General features: G+C 37.8%; 17 protein-coding genes and 1 pseudogene. 11 read left to right on the top strand and 7 right to left on the bottom strand.

Going from position 1 to position 21,248, the window contains the following annotated elements; genetic code table 11:
- Window positions 1-227: 227 nt before the first annotated feature.
- From J7R10_RS02275 to gmk, 7 genes are all read left to right on the top strand, one after another.
- Window positions 228-815: an undecaprenyl-diphosphatase gene (locus J7R10_RS02275; protein ID WP_010705023.1), complete on the top strand. Its 588-nt coding sequence runs from the start codon at window positions 228-230 to the stop codon at window positions 813-815.
- Window positions 816-891: 76 nt separating this feature from the next.
- Complete coding sequence (gene fabD / locus J7R10_RS02270) at window positions 892-1,836, top strand: ACP S-malonyltransferase (protein ID WP_010705024.1); 945 nt, start codon at window positions 892-894, stop codon at window positions 1,834-1,836.
- 18 nt (window positions 1,837-1,854) lie between these two features.
- The gene (gene fabG / locus J7R10_RS02265) at window positions 1,855-2,592 is read left to right on the top strand and encodes a 3-oxoacyl-[acyl-carrier-protein] reductase (protein ID WP_010705025.1); all 738 of its coding nucleotides are present in this window, start codon (window positions 1,855-1,857) and stop codon (window positions 2,590-2,592) included.
- 261 nt (window positions 2,593-2,853) lie between these two features.
- A complete protein-coding gene (locus J7R10_RS02260) occupies window positions 2,854-3,090 on the top strand; it encodes an acyl carrier protein (RefSeq protein ID WP_004860281.1) in 237 nt (78 codons plus the stop codon).
- A 101-nt stretch (window positions 3,091-3,191) separates the two neighbouring features.
- Window positions 3,192-4,454 carry a beta-ketoacyl-ACP synthase II gene (gene fabF, locus J7R10_RS02255; RefSeq protein ID WP_010705026.1) on the top strand — a complete coding sequence of 421 codons (1,263 nt, stop codon included), beginning with the start codon at window positions 3,192-3,194 and terminating at the stop codon, window positions 4,452-4,454.
- A 115-nt stretch (window positions 4,455-4,569) separates the two neighbouring features.
- A complete protein-coding gene (gene mltG / locus J7R10_RS02250; RefSeq protein WP_010705027.1) occupies window positions 4,570-5,679 on the top strand; it encodes an endolytic transglycosylase MltG in 1,110 nt (369 codons plus the stop codon).
- A 62-nt stretch (window positions 5,680-5,741) separates the two neighbouring features.
- The gene (gene gmk, locus J7R10_RS02245; protein WP_010705028.1) at window positions 5,742-6,413 is read left to right on the top strand and encodes a guanylate kinase; all 672 of its coding nucleotides are present in this window, start codon (window positions 5,742-5,744) and stop codon (window positions 6,411-6,413) included.
- A gap of 42 nt (window positions 6,414-6,455) precedes the next feature.
- Here gmk and rsmA read toward each other — a convergent pair whose 3' ends face one another.
- From rsmA to lptF, 6 genes are all read right to left on the bottom strand, one after another.
- Window positions 6,456-7,286, bottom strand: coding sequence for a 16S rRNA (adenine(1518)-N(6)/adenine(1519)-N(6))-dimethyltransferase RsmA (rsmA, locus tag J7R10_RS02240; protein WP_010705029.1), 831 nt, complete (start codon window positions 7,284-7,286; stop codon window positions 6,456-6,458).
- Window positions 7,277-8,290, bottom strand: coding sequence for a 4-hydroxythreonine-4-phosphate dehydrogenase PdxA (pdxA, locus tag J7R10_RS02235; protein WP_010705030.1), 1,014 nt, complete (start codon window positions 8,288-8,290; stop codon window positions 7,277-7,279). The genes rsmA and pdxA overlap by 10 nt, the downstream gene beginning before the upstream one ends.
- Window positions 8,290-9,246: a SurA N-terminal domain-containing protein gene (locus tag J7R10_RS02230; protein WP_010705031.1), complete on the bottom strand. Its 957-nt coding sequence runs from the start codon at window positions 9,244-9,246 to the stop codon at window positions 8,290-8,292. The genes pdxA and J7R10_RS02230 overlap by 1 nt, the downstream gene beginning before the upstream one ends.
- 121 nt (window positions 9,247-9,367) lie before the next feature.
- Window positions 9,368-11,719, bottom strand: coding sequence for an LPS-assembly protein LptD (locus tag J7R10_RS02225; RefSeq protein WP_010705032.1), 2,352 nt, complete (start codon window positions 11,717-11,719; stop codon window positions 9,368-9,370).
- Window positions 11,720-12,811 (bottom strand): LPS export ABC transporter permease LptG, encoded by a 1,092-nt coding sequence (lptG, locus tag J7R10_RS02220; protein WP_010705033.1) that lies wholly within the window; start codon window positions 12,809-12,811, stop codon window positions 11,720-11,722. It lies immediately after the preceding gene.
- A complete protein-coding gene (gene lptF, locus J7R10_RS02215) occupies window positions 12,808-13,998 on the bottom strand; it encodes an LPS export ABC transporter permease LptF (RefSeq protein WP_010705034.1) in 1,191 nt (396 codons plus the stop codon). Before lptF ends, lptG begins: the two co-directional genes overlap by 4 nt.
- Window positions 13,999-14,404: 406 nt before the next feature.
- On the opposite strand from lptF, the gene J7R10_RS02210 reads away from it, so the two are divergent.
- From J7R10_RS02210 to J7R10_RS09820, 3 genes are read left to right on the top strand one after another with little or no spacing between them, the layout of a single operon-like run.
- Window positions 14,405-14,851: a DNA polymerase III subunit chi gene (locus tag J7R10_RS02210; protein ID WP_010705035.1), complete on the top strand. Its 447-nt coding sequence runs from the start codon at window positions 14,405-14,407 to the stop codon at window positions 14,849-14,851.
- Window positions 14,851-15,033, top strand: coding sequence for a hypothetical protein (locus J7R10_RS09825; RefSeq protein ID WP_010705036.1), 183 nt, complete (start codon window positions 14,851-14,853; stop codon window positions 15,031-15,033). Before J7R10_RS02210 ends, J7R10_RS09825 begins: the two co-directional genes overlap by 1 nt.
- Entirely contained in the window at window positions 15,020-15,286 is a 267-nt protein-coding gene (locus J7R10_RS09820) for a hypothetical protein (RefSeq protein ID WP_010705037.1), read from the top strand. The genes J7R10_RS09825 and J7R10_RS09820 overlap by 14 nt, the downstream gene beginning before the upstream one ends.
- Here J7R10_RS09820 and J7R10_RS02205 read toward each other — a convergent pair.
- Complete coding sequence (locus tag J7R10_RS02205; protein WP_208436376.1) at window positions 15,283-16,572, bottom strand: MFS transporter; 1,290 nt, start codon at window positions 16,570-16,572, stop codon at window positions 15,283-15,285. The two genes, J7R10_RS09820 and J7R10_RS02205, sit on opposite strands and share 4 nt — an antisense overlap.
- A gap of 601 nt (window positions 16,573-17,173) precedes the next feature.
- On the opposite strand from J7R10_RS02205, the pseudogene bafA reads away from it, so the two are divergent.
- A pseudogene (bafA, locus tag J7R10_RS10320) lies at window positions 17,174-20,907 on the top strand (BafA family autotransporter).
- The last annotated feature ends 341 nt before the right edge of the window (window positions 20,908-21,248 follow it).

The raw sequence follows: 21,248 nt of genomic DNA, 5'->3' as shown, positions 1-21,248 counted from the left end.
ACAGGAGGTCGGAAACATTGCGCTTCCTACTGGTTACTTTCCAGTCCTCCGTTCAATCTCCAGCCAAAGTGCCGGTAACGAAAGTTTGATGTCTACAGCGTATCTTCAAAAATAGCAAGTTTATGCGTATAAAAAAATTGATTTATTGAATCTGACCTATTCTTTATAGGTTTCATTCTTTTAAAAGATTATGATGTTGACAAGCTATAAAGATGAAGGAAAGAAGAATGGATTTTTTAAACCGAATTGATGTTGCACTTTTTGAAATGTTTGCTGGCAATCATCAATCTTGGTCAGTTTTAGTTTTATTGGGTATTTTTTGTGCGAAGTTTTTGATTTATATTATTCCATTACATCTTTGTGCATTGTGGTTTTGCGGTGAAGAGAGAGAGAGACGCGTAACCTTAAGCATTTGTGTGAGCATTTGTGCAGCTCTTTTTATAGGTTATCTTATTTCTCTTATTTATTTTCATCCACGTCCGTTTGTTGTAGGATTAACAACACCACTAATTAAGCATCGTGCAACCGCTTCTTTTCCGAGCAATCATGCCTTGACTCTGGCATCTTATATGGCAACTCTTTATTTTTATCGATACAAAATTGCTTCTCAGTTTGCAGCGGTATTTTTATGTTTGATCTGTTGGGGGCGTATCTTTGTTGGTGTACATTATCCTTTTGATGTTTTAGCTGGCACAATTTTAGGCTGCTTTATCAGTTGGGGCATTCTTCACTTTATGGCACCCTATTTTCCTAAGTTTTTATACCAAATTCCGCCATTAAAGTATAACTTTAAGAGAGATATCCGTTCAAAATAAAGACCTTTGTCTTGATTTGTGCTGATGAATAAGATCAAAAGCAGATAATTTAATTGCATAATTTAGGAGTTGAATAATGGTGGCAGCTTTTATTTTTCCAGGACAGGGGAGTCAGCTTGTTGGTATGGGTAAAGCGCTTGCAGAGCAATTTGTTGCAGCTCGGATGGTTTTTGAAGAAGTTGATGATGCTTTAGGTGAGAAATTATCAAATATCATTTTTGAAGGGCCATCAGATATTTTAACGTTAACAGCAAATGCTCAACCAGCCTTAATGTGCGTATCTATAGCTATTATTCGTGTGATGGAACAATTGGGGCTTGATATAGAATCAAAGATAAAATTTGTTGCAGGTCATTCTTTGGGAGAATATTCGGCTCTTTGTGCTGCTGGTACATTTAGTCTTCGTGATACAGCAAAGCTCTTGCGTATTCGTGGAAATGCTATGCAGGCTGCTGTTGCTGTTGGTGATGGCTCTATGGCAGCACTTATTGGATTGAATGAGCAAGATGTAGAAGAAATTTGTGAGATTGCTTCTGGAAAAGGAGTATGCCAGATTGCTAATGATAATGGGGGGAGACAAATTGTTATCTCAGGTGAAGCGAAAGCGGTTGAGACAGCGGTAGAGCTTGCGTCAAAAAAAGGTGCTAAACGTGCACTTCTTCTTCCTGTTTCGGCACCTTTCCATTCATCTTTAATGCAACCTGCTGCTAATGCCATGAAGAAAGCACTTTTGACTGTTAAAAAAAAGGCTCCTATTGTTCCTCTCATTGCCAATGTTTCTGTTACACCAGAAAGTGATCCAGAGCGTCTTGCTATGCTTCTTGTTAAACAAGTAACAGGGAGAGTGAGATGGCGTGAAACGATAGAGTGGATCAGTGCTCATGGAGTTGATACATTTTTTGAAGTTGGTTCTGGAAAAGTATTAACAGGTTTAACGCGTCGTATTAACAAGGTTGTAAAGGCATTAACAATTGGAACAGCTGAGGAAATAGAAGCAGCACTACAGATGCTTGGCGTTTAATCGATAAGGAGTCAAAAAATGTTTAAATTAACAGGTCGTAAAGCTCTTGTGACGGGAGCATCGGGAGGAATTGGTGAAGCAATAGCGCGTTGTTTTCATGCACAAGGGGCCATTGTTGGGCTTCATGGAACACGTGAAGACAAACTTAAAGCAGTGGCTGCAGATCTAGGAAAAGATGTTTTTGTTTTTCCTGCTAATCTTTCTGAGCGTAAATCTATTAAGCAATTGGCTGAAGCAGCGGAAAGAGAAATGGGTGGTGTTGATATCCTTGTAAACAATGCAGGAATCACCCGAGATGGTCTTTTTATACGTATGCAGGATCAAGATTGGGATGATGTCTTAGCGGTCAATTTGACAGCTGCTTCTATTTTAACACGTGAATTAACGCATTCTATGATGCGACGTCGCTATGGACGCGTTATTAACATAACATCTATTGTTGGTGTTGTTGGCAATCCTGGACAAACGAACTATTGTGCTGCAAAGGCTGGTTTGATAGGTTTTTCGAAAGCATTGGCACAAGAAATTGCTTCACGAAACATTACAGTTAATTGTATTGCTCCAGGATTCATTAAGTCCGCAATGACCGATAAGCTTAATGAAAAGCAAAAAGAAACTATTATGGCTGCAATTCCAATGAAGCGTATGGGGAGTGGAGAAGAAATAGCTTTTGCTGCTGTTTATCTAGCAAGCGATGAAGCAGCGTATGTGACAGGCCAAACATTACACGTCAATGGTGGAATGGCAATGATTTAAGTATTTTTTTTTCACATTGATTTATAAATTTTATTATTTTAGTAATATCAAAAGAAATGAAAAATGTATTCTGTTTCCTTAATATAATCAGTTAATCAATTTATATCGGAATGTCAGATTGGTTCATTTTGTAGAAGATATCCACAGGAAGTTTTAAATTGTTGCTAAAATCTTGAGAGTAAATGCATCTATTGCTTGATTAGATGACGCGATATAGTTAACCCAATTATAGGAAAGTAATATAAATTCGAGGATTTCAACATGAGTGACACAGTAGAGCGCGTTAAGAAAATTATCGTGGAGCATCTTGGAGTTAATGCCGATAAGGTAGTAGAAAATGCGAGCTTTATCGATGATTTAGGAGCAGATAGTCTTGATACGGTTGAGCTCGTTATGGCTTTTGAAGAAGAATTTGGTGTGGAAATCCCAGATGAGGCCGCTGAAACGATTTTCACAGTTGGTGATGCAGTAAAGTTTATCGATAAAGCTTCTGCGTGATGATTGAAAGGCAAAAGCGTAAAATGCTTTTGCCTCTATTCTTTAGAGCTATTTTGAGAAGTAAGTTTTAAGAGGTGAATCTCAATTCAAGGTTAGAAGTTATGAGACGTGTTGTTATTACTGGTTTAGGATTGGTATCTCCATTAGCTGGTGATGTCGAATGGAGTTGGAAACGTCTTCTTGAAGGGAAAAGTGGTATTCGGCGTATTACTGAATTTGATGTGTCCGATTTGCCATGCCAAATTGCTGCTCGTATCCCCCTAGGGGATGGAACAAATGGTACGTATAATGCTGATTTGTATATGGATCCCAAGGAACAGCGTAAGGTCGATGCATTTATTGTCTATGCAATGGCTGCTGCGAGCCAAGCGCTTTCAGATGCTGAGTGGTCTCCTAAAAGTGATGAAGATCAGGTTTCTACAGGTGTATTAATTGGTTCGGGTATTGGTGGTATCGAAGGTATTGTCGAAGCCGGTTATACGCTTCGTGATAAAGGTCCAAGGCGTGTCTCTCCTTTTTTTATTCCAGGACGTTTGATTAATCTTGCTTCTGGTTATGTCTCTATTAAACATGGTTTGCGTGGTCCTAATCATTCGGTTGTAACAGCTTGTTCGACAGGTGCACATGCAATTGGTGATGCAGCACGTTTGGTTGCGTTGGGTGATGCAGATGTCATGGTGGCAGGGGGCACTGAATCTCCGATAAATCGAATCTCTCTTGCTGGTTTTTCTGCTTGTAGAGCTCTTTCTACTTGTCGTAATGATGATCCTGAACGCGCATCACGTCCTTATGATATTGATCGTGATGGTTTTGTGATGGGGGAGGGAGCTGCGATTGTTGTTCTAGAAGAGCTTGAACATGCAAAAAAACGGGGTGCACGTATTTATGCTGAGATTATTGGCTATGGTTTATCTGGCGATGCGTATCATATTACTGCTCCTTCAGAGAATGGTGAAGGCGCGCAGCGTAGTATGATGGCTGCTCTTAAACGTGCACAAGTGAATGTAAGCGAGCTTGATTATATTAATGCGCATGGAACTTCAACGATGGCTGATACTATAGAATTGGCAGCTGTTGAACGCGTTTTAGGGCATTATGCACCAAAAGTATCCATGTCATCAACAAAGTCATCAGTCGGGCACTTACTTGGAGCAGCCGGTGCTGCTGAGGCTATTTTTTGTGTTTTAGCTATACGAGATAATATAGCTCCAGCAACACTTAATCTTGATAATCCGTCTATTGAAACGAAAATTGACCTTGTCCCACATAAACCACGTGAACGAAAGATTGATACGATTCTTTCTAATTCTTTTGGGTTTGGTGGAACCAATGCGTCTTTAGTCATGTGCCGCTTTGAGAAATAATAAACACTTTATATTTGTTTTTCTGTTTCTGATTTTTCTATTTTATTATAAAATCTATAAAGTTTTGGTGAGAAATGAGCGTTATAGTACATAAAAGTTATTAAGGCTGATAATTATGTCCAATGTGAAAAATGGAAAACCATTCAAGGACGTAAGTAATTCCTCTTCGAATCGTTTAACAGATAATCATATGTTTGCACAGAAGAGGCGGAAGAAATCGTTTATTGTACGCAATCCGTTAGTCATTCTCGGTCATTTTTTTCTTATGATGATTGTGATTATTATTTTAAGCATCGGTATCCCTCTTTATATTGGAAAAAGTATTTTTGAAGGAAGGGGGATGACGGGGGAAGAGCAAGTTGTTCTTATCTATCCAGGAACAGGAATTCGTGAGATTGCTTTACTGCTTGAAAAACGTGGTCTTATTCGGTCATCTGATATTTTTGTTTATGGAGTTGGTTACCATCAAAAAACGACACATCTTAAAGCTGGTGAATATTCAATTCCAGCGCATGCCTCGATGCGGGACATTATGGATATCCTTGTGAGAGGGAAATCTATTGAATATACTTTTACAGTGCCAGAAGGTTTAACGGTTCAACAAGTTTTTGATCGATTAGCCGCTCATGAAGTTTTGATTGGGGATCTTCCAAAAGTTTTGCCTCCAGAGGGCAGTTTGATGACGGATACTGTCCGTTTTATTCGAGGGACAACGCGCAAAGAAATTATAAACAGATTGCGTGAAGGACAGACAAAATTAATTCATGCTCTATGGGCTGCGCGCTCACCTAATTTGCCAATCAAATCCATAGATGAATTTGTTATATTGGCATCAATTGTTGAGAAAGAAACAGGAATTGCAGCAGAAAGACCGCAGGTTGCTGCAGTGTTTTATAACCGCCTTGCAAAACATATGCGTCTTCAATCTGATCCAACGGTAATTTATGGTCTCTTTGGTGGAAAAGGGATACCATCCGGTCGTGCAATTTATCGTTCAGATCTTGAGAAGGAAACACCGTATAACACTTATAAAATTGATGGTTTGCCACCAACGGCTATTGCAAATCCAGGTCGCGATTCTTTGAAAGCGGTGGCACATCCTCCCAGCAGTGATGTGCTCTATTTTGTAGCGGATGGTTCGGGAGGGCATGTTTTTTCTAGAACTTTAGAGGAACATAATATGAATGTTCGCAAGTGGCGTGCATTAAAGAAGGCAAAACATTAGTTTTGAAGATTATAGAAAACGTATTATGGACGTTTGAAGAACAGTTGAAAAAGTAGAGCAGTATGACGAAATTCTTTGAGGATAAATTAAGGGTGAAAAAAAGAGATCACCGCCGTGGTTTTTTATTTATTCTCTCTTCACCTTCAGGAGTGGGCAAATCAACACTTTCTCGATTGCTTTTGAAAGATGGACAATTAGAGCTCTCCATAAGTATGACAACACGGCAAAGACGTCTTAGTGAGGTAGATGGCCTTCATTATCATTTTATTTCAAAAAAAGAGTTTGAACGCAAGCGTGATGGTGATGAATTTATTGAATGGGCAGAAGTTCATGGAAATTATTACGGAACTTTACGGGAAAGCGTTGAAAACATATTAAGAGCTGGTCGAGACATGTTATTCGATATTGATTATCAAGGAACCGAACAGCTTCAAAAAAAGATGCCAGAGGATACCGTATCTGTTTTCATTCTGCCGCCATCAATGAAGGAGCTTATTTCGCGTTTGCATCGTCGAGCAGAAGATAACCAAGATGTTATCAATTTACGATTGAGAAATGCACGAACAGAAATGCAGCATTGGCGTTCTTACGATTATATTGTCATTAATGAGGATTTAGAGCAGTCCCTATCGCTTATTAAATCGATTTATTTAGCCGAAACAGTAAAACGCGAACGCTGCTTCTTTCTTGAAACTTTTATTGATGGGCTTATTGCTGAAAAGATTCAGGAATGAACTCATTATTTTGAAAAAGAATAATGAAAAAAGTTACGCTTTTCAGATCACCAAATTAGCTAAAGTTACAAATTCAGAAATTGAAAGTGTTTCTGCGCGACGTGTTCCATCAATTCCTGCTTTTTCTAAAAGTATTTCACCCCCGAGAGGTTTAAGGTTTTGACGAAGCATTTTTCGTCTTTGTCCAAAAGCCGTTTTCGTAACAAAGCTTAATTTTTGTACGGAGCAGGTAAGAGGTTCTGTTCGCGGAATGATATGAACAACAGAAGACGTTATTTTGGGTGCTGGTATGAAGGCTTGAGGAGGTATATCAAAAGCAATTTTAGCCATGGTACGCCATCCGGTTAAAACACTAAGGCGACCATAGTGGGCGGATTGAGGTTTTGCTGTAATACGTTTGGCTACTTCTCGTTGAAACATGAGTGTCATGGATTCATAAAAAGGAGGCCATGGTTCAGCTAATAGCCAATTTAATAAGAGTTGTGTTCCAATGTTATAGGGAAGATTTGCAATAATGCGTGGTTTTTCTAAAGATTTTTCAAAAAGTTTTGAGAAATCTTGCTTTAATGCATCATTACAAATAAGGTTTAGTTTCTGTGGATAGTGTTTTTCTATCTCTAAGAGAGCAGGTATACAGCGCTCATCACGCTCTATTGCTGTTACAATAGCTCCTTTTGCAAGCAAAGCACGTGTTAGCCCTCCAGGACCGGGCCCCACTTCAATAACAGGTTTTCCTTCTATATTTCCTGCTTGATGAGCAATTTTAGATGTTAAATTAAGATTGAAAAGAAAATTTTGGCCCAAGGATTTATGAGCTTGCAATCCATATATATCAATTACCTCACGCAGAGGAGGTAGATTATCTATTGCCATGGTATCAAACTATTTTCTGCAAGTTGATTTGCGAGTTTAAGAGCAGCAATAAAACTTTCGGGAGAGGCAATTCCTTTATCAGCAATATCAAAAGCAGTTCCATGATCTGGAGAAGTCCGAATAAAAGGCAGTCCTAAAGTAATATTGACCGTACTGTCAAAGTCTAATGTCTTAACAGGGATAAGGGCTTGATCATGATACATACAAAGAGCAACATCATATGTTTTTCTTGCACTTTCATGGAACATTGTATCAGCAGGCAATGGTCCTACAATATTAACTTCTTTCTTTTTAAGATATTCAATAGCGGGGATGATAATTTCAATCTCTTCTTTTCCCATTGTGCCTTCTTCTCCAGCGTGAGGATTAAGTCCAGCAACAGCGAGACGGGGTGAAGCTATTTTAAATCGTGTTCTTAAATCATGTTCAGTAATGAGTGCAGTTTGAATGATAACATGACGAGAAAGCTGTGTGGGAACTTCTTTGAAGGCAACGTGAACAGTAATTGGTACTGTTTTTAATTGAGGTCCTGATAACATCATAACCGGATGATAACATTTATTGGAAGTTTTATAAGCTAAATCGGCTAAAAATTCTGTATGACCTGGAAATTTAAATCCAGCATTGTAAAGGTTCTTTTTTGCAATAGGGCAAGTAACAAGCGCACACGCATGGCCATTTTGAATCAATTGGACACCACGTGTAATTGCTTCAATGATTCCAGCAGCATTATTTGGTGAAGGTAAGCCGAGTTGAGTACTTTGTTGGTTTTTTAACGGTATGATAGGAAGAGCAGTTTGGAAGTTTGGGGTAGGATTATTTGTTGAAACAGATTCTACCTCAACATCAATCTTTAAAAAATGAGCACGCGAACGAATAACATCTGGATCGGCGAGCATAACAAAAGGCGGAACTTGACGCGTAACACGCAAAGCCCACGCTTTGAGTGCTATTTCAGGACCAATACCGGCAGGATCACCACCACTAACAACAAGTGCAGCCATTATGAGTTTTGAATACGCGCTACTTTCCGCAATTCGTCTAAATATTTTTCGCTTAATTTTTCAAGTTCGTGCGGGCTTTTTCGCTTATTATCTTGAATAGAAAATATCAGTCGAGCTACGTAATCATCGGAAACTCTTTTTATTTTGCAGACAGCAACTGCTTCAATTCCGTCAGATGTTTCCTGAAATTTGGTCATTTTCCCGACAGGTGTTGCAAGGATAGCCTGTTCCCATGCGTTGGGAAGCTGGGGTTCGAGAAACTTCCCTAAGTTGCGAATAGTAACATCCAAGATACCACTTGCTTGTTTTTGAGCGTTTGCACATCCTTGGAAATGTGCGCGAAAATTATTCGCTTCTCTCTGGCGTCTTGCAAAGATTTCTGAACGAAGGTGTGCAGGAATGACAAAAACAATTCGCTGTAGTGTATATTCATTGGTTGAAGGCTTTAGACCACCATTTTTTAATATTCTTCGTACAGCTTCTTGTTCTGTAATCAAGCCTGTTTCAGCTTGATAGCGTGCATTGACAAGACGTCCCCATCCTATTTGCCCACGGATGTAATCTTTAAAGTGTTGTACTGTGATATCATTTTGAGTCAGAATTTGGTTAAGCTGATCAATGGTCATATTATTTTGCGTTGCAAAGTTTTCGAAAGCACTGTCAACTTCATGATTGCTCACTTCAATATTACGACGCTTTATTTCGGTATTTTTAAGGACTTCATTGATAAGCTCATTTTTAGCTTGCGCAGCAAGATTGCCCTGCTTTTGTTGCAATCTGAGAAAAGCAATGCGCCTTTGTATATCGTAATTTGTGATAGGATTGCCATTGACTGTAGCAACAATGACAGTCTGTGCGAAGACCAGAGGAATTAAAAATTCACTTACCAGCATACTGCTTGCACTCAAAGGTGCAATAAAAAATAAAGCAAAAATACGCTTTTTTAATTTATTCATGGAAATAGGCCTTCGCATTGTTTATTCATTCTGATCAACTGCCTAAAATATACGCTTTTTTTCATAAAAACAATGATAAGTTAAATTTCCTCTACATTCTCTTTATAAATTTGGGTTTAGCTTATTTTCCAATATCTGCAATTGTGCGCAACGAAAGAGAGAAATTAAAGTTTTGCAAAGGTGTTTTTTTCCCTGGATCATTTACCTGCTGATAACCGAATGTTAGCCCAAAACATTCATCTGTATAACTTAAGGTGATTCCCCGCTTTACGAATCTACCAGATACTAAGTCATAACCGGCATTGCTGTTGATAGACCAATAATGAGCCAGTTTAAGACCAGTTTGAAAAAAAATCTCTTGGCGCTCTTGTGGATATTCATAATCTGGTTGGTTTGCGATATAAACATATTGTATCGCCGCTCCAAAATTTTGCCATTTTTGTGATGCTTCAATTTCACTACGTTGAATTTTCCCTGTTTTTTTATCAAAACGTCCACGGGCTTCTAGAGAAAAACCACTTTTATGACTTGTACTAAGCATTGCTACATAGTCTGAACGTTTTGTTTCAAGGCCAGAATGAATGCCGACATTAACAAAATCCCTTTCCGCAAAAGAATTTTTTCCCGCAAGATGAAAGGATTGTCCAATGAGACCGTAAAGAGACCAATTATTGTTAAAACTTCCAGAATATCTTAAACCTATATTGGCTCTTGTTCCACCTTCTACGCGGTCATAACCAGAGAATTTATCCCGTTGAAACAGGGTGGTTGCGTCAAAGATGAAACTTTGTGCATCTTCATTGGGGAGCTGTCCTATATATTGTTCATTATTGCGTACAAAAATTTGTGCGGTTGGCTCTATAATATGTGTAGAATTGCCCAATCTCATGAGGAGGGGGTAGCGTAATTCTAAACCAGCCGTTGCCATGCCACGAAATGCTGAATTACGGAGAGTTAATGAGGAGTCATTTATTATAGGAAGAGTGTCGTTTTTGTGCGTATTTGTTTTAATGATATCAGCCCGTAAAGAGAAAAGAGGGGTTAAGATGAGGCCATTACGCGTTTTAAAGCGTCTTTTCCATTCGAGTTCATTTGTTAAACGAAAACTATTTCCCGCCATACCAGAAAGCCTAGCAGCGTTGAGAGGTGTTCCGTTCCATTCGGGAGATCTGAAGTCAGCATGACGACGATAAATCGATTGCATATTGCTGTGAAAAGTGAGCATTCCATTATAAATTGATTGATTTGGTGTGAAAGAATAATCAATGCGGGGGAGAACCCAGGCTTGCCGAGAGTGTCGCTCATAATCGGGGTCATTTAAGATTAAATCTTGAACGTTGAAATGGTAAAAACGCATATCAAAGTGGTTTTTTCCTGCAAGACCATTCAAATAAAGCTGAGAAAGTTGTGTAGGATTGTTATAGTTTTCAAGTGTATAGGTACGACTAAAGTGTCGATCAGACTGTGCGAGAATATCCCATCCATAGGTCCAGTGTGAATTAATACGAAAATCGCCCTTTGTTGCTAGCATATAACGGTTTTTACGATGTGCATCAATTGTATCGTTATCAAAGCTATGCGGTTTCATTTGGTATATATGTGCAAAGCGAATGTTATAATTGCCTGTTTTAAAACGCTGACGCCACTCACCTTCGGTTAAAAGTCCTTGTTGTGTATAAATAGTAGAAGAAAGTGTAAAATCATAATGGGGGGCAAGATTCCAGAAGTAAGAATTTTTTATGCCCATGCCGAGATAATCGCTATAAAAAAAATGAGGTGCAAGGAGACCACTAGTACGTTTCACAGTTGGATCATGGAGTTCAAAAGTTGGAAACTGTAGAATTGGCACACCGAAAACTTCAAAACGACTCTTTTCAAATCGAATTTTTTTGGTACTATTATTCCATATAATTTTTCGTGCTTTAATCTTCCACAGCACTTCTCTGTCTGGTTTGTAGGAGCAAGGTTCGCAGGCTGTGTAGGAGGCATTGTTGAAAGTTGTTATTTGATTGTTGTTTCGTGTAGCACTTTCTGCTGCAAAATGGACATTGCTGGCTGTGTCAATACGTAATGCATTTACGAATCCTTCGCCGAAATCTTTAGTCATATCAATTTGGTTCGAATAAATTTTATTCCCATCTTTTTGAACAATTTCAACATTTCCTTTGGCTATAATCCGCCCTGTTTTTTGATTATAGGTGACTTTTTGGGCAACAACTTTATTGCCATCATATTCGATTCGGACATGACCTTGTGCAGAGACAGTATTTTCATCACGATTGTAAATAAGTTCTTCTGCAGAGAGCGAAAGAGGACTTATGGAATCCGAGATACGATTTTGAGCAAGAGAAGTAAGGTTTTTGGTGTATGCAAAACAGGATAAAGAGAGACCCAAAACAAAGACAAGAACGCTTTTAAAGGCAAGTGCACTTAATTGTGTTAAAATCACTCTCTTATTTATTAATACTTTCACTTAGCCATCCTCTTTATGAAGAAGAAAAGAGATTCCCAAAAACAATGCAATAGCAACTGGTGTCCAAGCGGCAATAATGGGTGGAATATATCCGGCATTACCAAAAGCCTGAACGAGTACAGAAATAACATAAAGCATGAAACCGGCTGTTACGCCACCAAGAATCAACGTTCCAGATTGTCCAAAGCGCGTGAAGTTTAAAGATATAGTTGCTGCAATGAGAGTCATTGCCACAAGCAGCGCAGGCAATGCAATCAAAGATTGTAAATACATATCAAAATTATTGGCAGAGTAGCCAAATGAACGTGCAATCATAATTTTTTTTGGCAATTGGTAAAATGGGATGGTCACGGGATTTACTAAACGTTCAGTTAAAAATTCAGGTTTTAGATTAGTTTTTATTTGTAACGTAGCAAATTTTTCAGGAGGATGCCCTATTTTATAGATTATACCCTCTTTTAACAGCCAAGCACCGTTTGTCAATGTTGCCTTTTTAGTGTTAATCCAATTTTTGACTGTTGCATTATCATTGTATTGTACAAAGGTTGCATCAATAAGAGAAAGCCCTTGATCAGTAATAGATTTAGCACCAATGGTTGTTTTGCCTGAATTTGTGCGTTGTGTGAACCATGGTATACGTGTGTCATGAAAAGATGTGAGTACATTATTACTACGCCACTCAGTCATCATTTTTTCTGCTTGAGAAAATCCCCATGCGGCAAGTGGATTAATCAGCAGAATTGAAAATAATCCAAAAAGAAAAGCTCCCAAGCAAGCAGGCATGAGAAATTGCCATGCAGAAACACCAATTGAACGTGTCACAACAAGCTCAAGTTTTCTATTAAGCGAGATCAGCATCACCATTGCAGAAAAGAGTGCAATAAAGGGAATGAGTTGTTGCACAATAAAAGGGATGCGAAAAGCGGAGATAAGAAATGCATCTTTTGCGGTATAATGGGAAAGATGAGATAGACGACCAGAATTTTCTGTAAAGTCGATTAAAAAAGCAAGAATAAAAATACTCACAAAGAAATAACAGGTTGTTTTAAGATAACGTATAAAAAAATATCGCCCAAGCGTCCAGCCAATCATGATATTTCATCCGAGGGGTATCGAGATTTTCTATATTTAAATTTGTTTACTAATTTTTGAAAAGCACTTTGAATAACCTCGTTAAGTTTTGTGGGGATACCAATTTGATGATTTGTTAAGAGCATGAAAAAAATAAGCATACTCATTCCTATGGGTGTAATATAAAGCAGAGGAATGTAAGCAAGATCACCCTTTGCTTTTTCGGCGAAAAAATATCCTATCCAATACACCAATAAAGAAATGCTAATCGCAGAGAAGTTTGCAGAGTTTCGTGCTTGTCGATATGAGCGTGTATCTCCTGCTGCTGCTAATGCAATGAGTGAAAAAACAATTGGATAGAACCATTCTGTGAGTCTGCGATGAAACTCAGCTTTATAGTGGAGAGGTTTTCGTTGATAGTAGGGATCTTTCGGGTCAGGATTTCGTAAATAAGCAAGAGGACGGTCTTTTGGGTAAAGTGTGGGTGTTTTATCGTTGGGGATGAATTCACTCAAGTTAAAGGTATACGAGCTGAATTGAACGATTGAAACGCTCTTATTTTGATGATTGTTTCTTTCTATTTCACCATTATTGAGGACTAAAAAATGGCCATTTTTATTGCTTACAATTGACGCATCTGTTGCATAATAAAAAAGATCAGTTTTAGAATCACGTTGGTCGGCGATGAAAAGATGCTTAAGTGTTCCGTTTGGATTTCGTCCACCAATTTCTATATAAAGATTATTGGCGAGTTTTTGGAAGCTACCTTCACTAATGAAAAGATTAATAAGATCAAAATGAGCACTTGCAAGCATTTGTCGCATATTAAGTCTAGCTTGAGGAACAACAAAATTAGCTATAGAAAAGGAGGCACAGGCTGCAATAATTGCGAGGAGAAGAATGGGTTTCCAGACAGTATTTTTTGGAAAACCGGAGGCACTGATGATTACAAGCTCGGAGTCTCGATTCATTGCTGAAAGGGTACTTGTAATCGCAATGACTAATGCAAAGGGAATGACAAGAAAAATAACAGAAGGGACCAATGAGAGTGAAAATTGCAAGACTGTGAAGAGTGTTTGTTTACTTGTTGTGAGAAAGTTTATCCGTGCAAGAATCTGAACTGTCCAACTGATACTGACTGCTGCAATCATAACAGCACTGAACAGCACAAGAACACGCTTTAGGATATATAACTCAATAATACGCATAAATTGAATAACATCCTCAGTCTTTAATGAGAGAGTAAATATTGTACACTGTCTTCTGGATGAAAAATATAACCAATTAAAAAATATTTTTATATATCGCGCACTTTCACAAAATAAAGAACATGAGATTGTTAGCTAACTTCAATCTATTCTACTATATATTCTATTCTATTTTCAACTATAGTCCATAGAGAAGCGAGAAAACAAACTCAAATATTTTTTTATGAACGTAGGAAATGAAGAGAGGTCTTTTTCTTGCTGTAAGATAATTGATAAAAGTAATATAACAATCAAAACAAGAGGGTTCGTTATATTTTTAACTCTTTCTTTTTATATAAGAGGTGATAGAAGCTTCTTCAGAAAACGTTGACTTTATTTATAATTTATAAAGAGTGATGAGGGTTCAATGGATATTCTATTTTATCATTTGACGCAGTCAACGCTAGGAGATATTTTGCCAACGCTTGTAGAGCGTGCGTTGGCGCGTTTTTGCAAGATAACCATACAATGTGTGAGTGAAGAACAACGCGATGCTATAGATATGCGTCTATGGGTTTATGCTGATGAAGCTTTTATTGGACATGGGACTGAGTATGATCCATATCCAAGCTTTCAGCCTGTATTTCTTACTACAGGGCAGGAAAATCCGAATGATTCAAAGATACGCTTTCTTATAGAAGGAGCAGTTTGCTCAAATATTGATACTTATCAACGGCTTGTCGTGATATTTGATGGAAAAAACGATCAGCAACTAAATCTTATTCGTGCACAGTGGAAAAAATATAAAATGGAAAATCATAATTTAACTTATTGGCAGCAGACTGAAGACCGCTGTTGGGAAAAACAGGCTTAATGCGTGTAACCTTTGTTCTTTTGATTTTTATAGGATTGATAGGAATCATAAATTCTGCGTTCTTTATTGCGAAAGGATCGGGAGGGGGACGTAGGTTTTTTTTTATGATTTTTCTTTTGGGAGCATTCAAGATGTGGGCTGCAATCAAAAAAAATAAACGGTGTGATGATGATCGTCATTGATCGAATTTTACTCGTTTTATGGGCTGTGATATTAGCCTTTTTTTGTGTTTCGTTGGTAGGAACAACGCATATCCTGTCACGAATTTTCCCTATTGCTTATATTGGCAATATTGCGGATATCTTATTCTTTTTTCTGAGTGCATTGTTTGCTGGAATATTGTGGTGGAGTATACCGCAACCGATGTCTTTAAAAATGAAACTAGCGGCATTTTTGCCGCTAGCCCTCATTTTATTCTTCTTCACTATGTTCTAGTTAGATATTTCATCGTCGGTAAATCCAACGAAGCAAATCAGTGAAATAAAGGAAGAAAGAAGTAAGTAATAACCGATATAGGAAGTATCAAAATGTTGCACTAGATGTTCTGCTATATAAGGTGCAAGAGATGCGCCTACGATACCAGATAAGTTAAAAGTTATGGAAGAACCAGTGTATCGAATTGCAGTTGGATATGGTGAAGCCAAAACAGCACCAAGAGGGCTATAGATCATTCCCATAATCGACAAACCAATGACAGACATTGCAAGAACTCCTATAATTCCAGAGTTTAAGAAATAAGGAATTGCAAAAGAATAGAGTCCAGTAATTATTGTGATCCAAATCATTAAAGTTCTACGTCTAATACGATCAGCGAGTTTTCCAGTTATAACAGTAAAAATACCACAGAAAATAGCACCGATAATTTCTACTTCAAGAGCCTGATAAAATGTCAATTGCAAATAGTTTGTTGAATAACTTAACAAATATGCGGTGACCAAATAAAATAAAACCAATGTTGCCATGCCAGAAAAAGTTCCAAGAAATAAAATTCGTGGACATTTTAAAAAGACCTCTAATATAGGGACTTTGACACGTTCTTTACGCTCAAGCGTTTTTTTGAATGCAACTGTTTCATTAATTGAAAGACGAACCCATAATCCTATGATCATAAGAACAACTGAACCGATAAAAGGAATCCGCCATCCCCATGCTAAAAGTTCATCATGATCAAGGAAGTGCAATAACCCCAAATAAACAATAATAGATGAGAATAAACCGATTGGAACACCCAATTGAGGAAACATTGCATACCAGCCACGTTTTTCTGGTGGTGCATTTTCTGTTGCGAGCAGAACGGCTCCTCCCCATTCACCTCCTAATCCCATTCCTTGTCCGATACGGCACAAGGTTAAAAAGAAGGGCGCCCACCATCCAGCTGTTTCATAAGTAGGAAGGAAACCAATAATAACTGTCGATAGGCCCATTGTGAGAAGAGCAGCAATAAGCGTTGCTTTTCGTCCTATTTTATCTCCAAAATGTCCAAAGACAATAGATCCAAGGGGGCGTGCAAAAAAGGCTGCTCCAAAGATCAGGAAGGATTGTAAAATAGCAAGTTGATCATTTTGCGTTGGAAAAAATACATGAGGAAATATAAGAGCAGCCGCAGTTGCAAAGACATAAAAATCAAAGAATTCAATTGTTGGGCCAATAAGGCTTGCAAACAAAATTCGTCGAGGAGAATTTTTTTTGCTTATACTTTGTATTTCTGAGTTTATAGACATGAATAGAATGTCCCTTTCAGTATTATGACAAATCAAATTACGAAACTAACTTCTTTAATTATAATATCGAATCAGTATCGAGTCGATATTATTACGCTTCATTATTACGCTTCTCATGTACGAGAACAATGACTATGGTATGATAAGCATAGATGGTTGTACGGTATTTAAACAAATTCAATGCACCAAAGGTACTCTTTTAAATGCCATAAAAGATGAAAATATATTTTTACAAACGACATAATTTTACACAATTTCATTGTGCTGTTTCTTTTACAAGAGACGCTATTTCAGCCTGTTTAGGAAGCAATCTGATTTTTCAGATAATTGTTTAGTCTCACAAAAATATTCAAAAAATCTTTTTATGGATGCAATTAAAACACTTTTTAAGTGCATTATAAAAACATTTTTCCTTTTGATTGTTTATAAGTTTAAAAACACACACTGTAGTATTTGATTGGTTAGAGCTTAGTGCATTGAATGCTTCGTGTATGGTGATTTGTTCTCTTGAAAAACGAGATTGAGCAGGTGCGTTACGCTGTCTTTTCTGTGCACTTTTTCGAAATATGCGGATTTTTTTAAAGATCATAGAGTGTGGAGAATGCAACACAAATTGATGTTGAGTTTTTGGTCATTGATGACCTGTAGTTTTGTTGTAAAAATTGCAAGTGCTGAGGGAGAAGCTGCTCCAAAAGAGAGACCATTAACGTCAGTATGTATAAGCAAGAATCTAGAAGAAAATGATAAAAATCTCATCAATAAAAATTTTACAATTAAGGATGGTCAAGTGGAGACTGTCGGGAAAGAAAAATTTTTAGCTGATACTTTTATTGAGGAATATGGATTACAAAGTGTTGAGTATGGAGGACAAATAAAAGATACTAAAATCTGTGGTGGTGAACAAATTGTTTTGGGGGAGGGGAGTTCTGCTTATAACACTGAAATTCATGGTAAAGGCGAAACAGTGGGACAACAGAATGTGTATGATGATGGGGTTACTTTTGTCACAAATGTTATGAGTGGAGGAGAACAAAATCTCAGTACATGGTTTGGAGATAAAGGGGGCTTAGCAGTAAATACGAATGTTTTTGCAGCTGGGGTGCAAAATGTTTTCGCAGGAGGTAAGGCAAATACCGTTACTTTGGAAGATGGAGCTCTTCAAAGAGTCCATGCTGGTGGGCATGTAGAAAAACTTTGACGATTAATGATGGAGCCATTTCATTGGTCTATTCTGATGCGATATTGGAAGGGGAAGTAAAAATTAATGGCTCTGGGAAACTTCATCTTTACGCTGGAGATAAGGGGCAGCAAACGAAAGTAGAAGAGATTATTTTAAAGGGCAAAGAATCTCAATTACGCTCTATTACTACGGAAGTTGATGGATCAAGTTCTCTGATTGGGAAATTAAGTGGTGAGGGGAGTGTTATTTATACTGCTACTTCTACGGGTTCCACAGAATTAACTCCATATTATTCTCTCCTTCATATTGCTGATCTTTCGGGTACTATAGATTTCAATTTGAGAGCCAATTTTGCAGGGGGCATGGTGATTATCTTATTATTGAAAAGGGAGCAGGTAACCATACAGTAAGTGTCATGGACTCTGATACTGAAATTATCAATTCTTCTTTTTCTTCATTGGATTTAATTACTGATAAAAGTGGAGGCGCTCATTTTACTTTAAAAAAACCATTTCGGGGAAAAAGCTGATGCTGTTGATGGTGGAGCTTATATTTATGATCTAAAGCAGAAAGATCATAACGGGGGAAAATTTGATATTTGGCGATCTCAGCAAAACCTTCTACGTCTTTAATCATTCCGTCTCATATAATATTGCCTATTGCTGAAACTTTTGAAAAAGAAGAGGATAAGAAAGTTTCAAAAGACGCTATAGTCAATTCTCATACAAGTGATATCAGCTTTTATCCAGAGGATCTCAGCGTTAGTGAGGATAAATTCGTTTTGCAGAACTCTCTGCTTAATGATGATCATACAGTTTATATTTTGGATGATGGAGAGACACAAGGGCCAAATTTTCCATTAATAATACGGTTAAGGAAGCTGGAATACTCTATGTTGAAGCAGGTGGTTTTAGTGAGAATACGACCGTTGGAAATGGTGGTTCTAAAGTTGTCGCAGAACAAGGAATTTCAAAATCTACTATTGTTTATGAAGGCGGACAACAGAGGGTAGAGGGGGAAGGAACAGCAATAGATACGGAAATCTATGGTGGAAACCAACTTATTTTCGGAGAGGGTGATGTGAATGATGGAGTTGTGAATAGTACTGCTTATAGCACCACAATTTATGGTCAAGGTGAGACACTGGGGCAACAGAGTATGTATGATGATGGGGTAGTTTCAGACACAAAAATTATGAGAGGAGGAATACAAAATCTTGCTAAATGGTTCACAGATGATGATTTTGCACTAAAGAGTGGTGGTTTGGCAATGAATACCGAAGTTTTTGAAGGTGGTATGCAGCGTGTTTTAGCAGGAGGTGAGGCTGACATTGTCATGTTATACGCTGGTGCTGTTCAAGTAGTTCATGCTGGTGAATACGTGAAAAATTTGACAATTCATGGTGGAGCTAATTCTTGGATCTTTTCTGGTGCAATATTAAGAGAAGAAATAGCAGTTAGTGTTTTGGGACAGCTCAATCTTTATGCCGGAGATGATAAATTTCGAACTACGGTAGAGGATATCACCTTAAGTGGGGAAGAGTCTAAATTATACTCTATTGCTAACATTTCTGATGGAAGGAGCTCTTACATTCAAAATTTGAGTGATGCAGGGAAGATTATTTTTGCTTCTGCAGAGTCTCATTTATACTACTCTCAACTTTATATTGATAATCTTTCAGGGAGTCTGCATTTTAACTTTAATGTTAGTCTTACAGAAGGGAAAGGGGATTCCTTCTTTATTAAAAATGGTTCAGGATATCAGACAATAAGTGTTCAAGACTCAGGTCTTGAAATTACCGATCCTTCTTCAAAAAGACTTGATATCATTGTTGATAAAAGCGGAAGAGCAAATTTTACTCTACAAAGCTTTTCTGGTGCAAATATTAAATTGATGGTGGAACCTATACATATGGTTTAAAGCAGAAAAATGGTGAGGATGGAAGTAAAAAAATTTGGTATTTGGCTGGGGTTTCCATTGACAGTATACCACGGGGGAGAAGAACTCCCAGACATTTAAGCTATAATCAATCTGTTTCTTTTCTTTCAACTATTCCAGCATCAAGACATCAAGCTCCTGAGATGGGACGTTCCGCAGGACCCCTTCATTTTTCTGAAGAGCAACAGCAGCCTGTTGTTTCTACAAATGTTCAATCTTTCACTGATCAGATACTGTTACGTCCAAGTGGTCCAGATCAACTTCTTCAACAAGTAAGGCAGGGGCCCTCAGTTGCTGATTTTTTAACCACTCCCTCTACGGATGCGGTGTTGTCATTGTCTGTTACACCGGCACTTGTTTTTAAGAATGAGTCGCAAACTGTGCGTGCAGGGAGAGGAATTCTAGAGAGAAATAAAAAAACTTCCGCTCTTTGGACATATGCAATCAAAAGTAAAGAGAGCGTTTCCGCAGAACATATAGATTTTAAGCTTGAACAAACGGGGATTGTATTAGGGATCAGTGGTTTAAATGAATTGGCACATGGAGAGTTTTATATTGGTGGTTTTGGCAGTTATGACAAAGCACGTGTTGCTCATGCTCGTGGTGGTGTGAGTGGCATCAATACCTATGGCATAGGAGCTTATGCAACTTATTTTGACGATAGCGGATGGTATTTGGATAGTGTATTAAAATACAATCACTCTCAAAATACATTGAATGCTATTTCAACAAACGGTTTAGCTATTGAAGGGAATTATAACCAGTGGGCGGTAGGAGCGTCCTTTGAAGCAGGTTATCGGATGAAGGTGGCACAGCATAGTTGGATTCAATCTTATGCGCAATTAATGTGGTTGCAAGTTGAAGGTAAAGAGATCAAGCTTTCGAATGAAATGACGGGTGATATAAGTCCCTTTACGTCATTACGCAGTGAAGTTGGGTTATCATTGGGGTATGAAATTTTGGATGGTTTAGAGACTTCATTGATGGGTTATGTTACGGCATCATGGTTGCGTGAGAATAAAGATGACAATCACACAACAATTAATAAGCAGCATCAATTTGTTACGGATTTATCAGGGAATGCAGGTAAATTAGGGATAGGTTTAAGCAGTTTCCTTAGTAATACCTTGAAGCTTTATGCAGAAGCGCATTATGTCAAAGGACACAAGACGAAACAGTCCCTTCAGGGTATTTTAGGAGTGCGCTATAGTTTCTAAGTCTGTGTTTGTTCTTTAATTGGCTTTATCTGTATTTTTACAAACGAGATATGCGATGTGTGGGGTGATGTTTTCCAGATAAACGGGCTTGCGGCTGTATGCTGCGTAGGAAATTTTTCTCGTATTTTACTTTTTACTGTTTGGTAAAAAAAATTGGAAAGATCTTGAAAAGGCAACGCAGGTATAGTGTCTTGTACTTTCGATAAAATAAAGACTTTACTGAAAAGTGTAAAGGGATTTTTTATAATATTAATAAACTGTTAAAGATAATTCTTAAAATTTTAGGTTGAAAATAGATTTTGCAGAGCTAATTACGTTTGATGTCTACTCAGACGTGAAGG

Source organism: Bartonella vinsonii subsp. berkhoffii ATCC 51672 (assembly GCF_902825225.1).
GTDB classification, from domain to species: domain Bacteria; phylum Pseudomonadota; class Alphaproteobacteria; order Rhizobiales; family Rhizobiaceae; genus Bartonella; species Bartonella berkhoffii.
The sequence above is the reverse complement of the archived record's forward strand: the minus strand, read 5'-3'. Positions and strand labels throughout refer to the sequence as shown.

What these genes read in the sequence shown, in the direction of transcription:
- J7R10_RS02230 (WP_010705031.1), bottom strand. Translation starts at nt 9,246, where the DNA reads ATGAATAAATTAAAAAAGCGTATTTTTGCTTTATTTTTTATTGCACCT.
- lptF (WP_010705034.1), bottom strand. Translation starts at nt 13,998, where the DNA reads ATGCGTATTATTGAGTTATATATCCTAAAGCGTGTTCTTGTGCTGTTC.
- J7R10_RS02210 (WP_010705035.1), top strand. Translation starts at nt 14,405, where the DNA reads ATGGATATTCTATTTTATCATTTGACGCAGTCAACGCTAGGAGATATT.
- fabF (WP_010705026.1), top strand. Translation starts at nt 3,192, where the DNA reads ATGAGACGTGTTGTTATTACTGGTTTAGGATTGGTATCTCCATTAGCT.
- pdxA (WP_010705030.1), bottom strand. Translation starts at nt 8,290, where the DNA reads ATGGCTGCACTTGTTGTTAGTGGTGGTGATCCTGCCGGTATTGGTCCT.
- J7R10_RS02205 (WP_208436376.1), bottom strand. Translation starts at nt 16,572, where the DNA reads ATGTCTATAAACTCAGAAATACAAAGTATAAGCAAAAAAAATTCTCCT.
- mltG (WP_010705027.1), top strand. Translation starts at nt 4,570, where the DNA reads ATGTCCAATGTGAAAAATGGAAAACCATTCAAGGACGTAAGTAATTCC.
- lptG (WP_010705033.1), bottom strand. Translation starts at nt 12,811, where the DNA reads ATGATTGGCTGGACGCTTGGGCGATATTTTTTTATACGTTATCTTAAA.
- gmk (WP_010705028.1), top strand. Translation starts at nt 5,742, where the DNA reads ATGACGAAATTCTTTGAGGATAAATTAAGGGTGAAAAAAAGAGATCAC.
- J7R10_RS02260 (WP_004860281.1), top strand. Translation starts at nt 2,854, where the DNA reads ATGAGTGACACAGTAGAGCGCGTTAAGAAAATTATCGTGGAGCATCTT.
- rsmA (WP_010705029.1), bottom strand. Translation starts at nt 7,286, where the DNA reads ATGGCAATAGATAATCTACCTCCTCTGCGTGAGGTAATTGATATATAT.
- J7R10_RS02275 (WP_010705023.1), top strand. Translation starts at nt 228, where the DNA reads ATGGATTTTTTAAACCGAATTGATGTTGCACTTTTTGAAATGTTTGCT.
- fabG (WP_010705025.1), top strand. Translation starts at nt 1,855, where the DNA reads ATGTTTAAATTAACAGGTCGTAAAGCTCTTGTGACGGGAGCATCGGGA.
- J7R10_RS09825 (WP_010705036.1), top strand. Translation starts at nt 14,851, where the DNA reads ATGCGTGTAACCTTTGTTCTTTTGATTTTTATAGGATTGATAGGAATC.
- fabD (WP_010705024.1), top strand. Translation starts at nt 892, where the DNA reads ATGGTGGCAGCTTTTATTTTTCCAGGACAGGGGAGTCAGCTTGTTGGT.
- J7R10_RS09820 (WP_010705037.1), top strand. Translation starts at nt 15,020, where the DNA reads ATGATCGTCATTGATCGAATTTTACTCGTTTTATGGGCTGTGATATTA.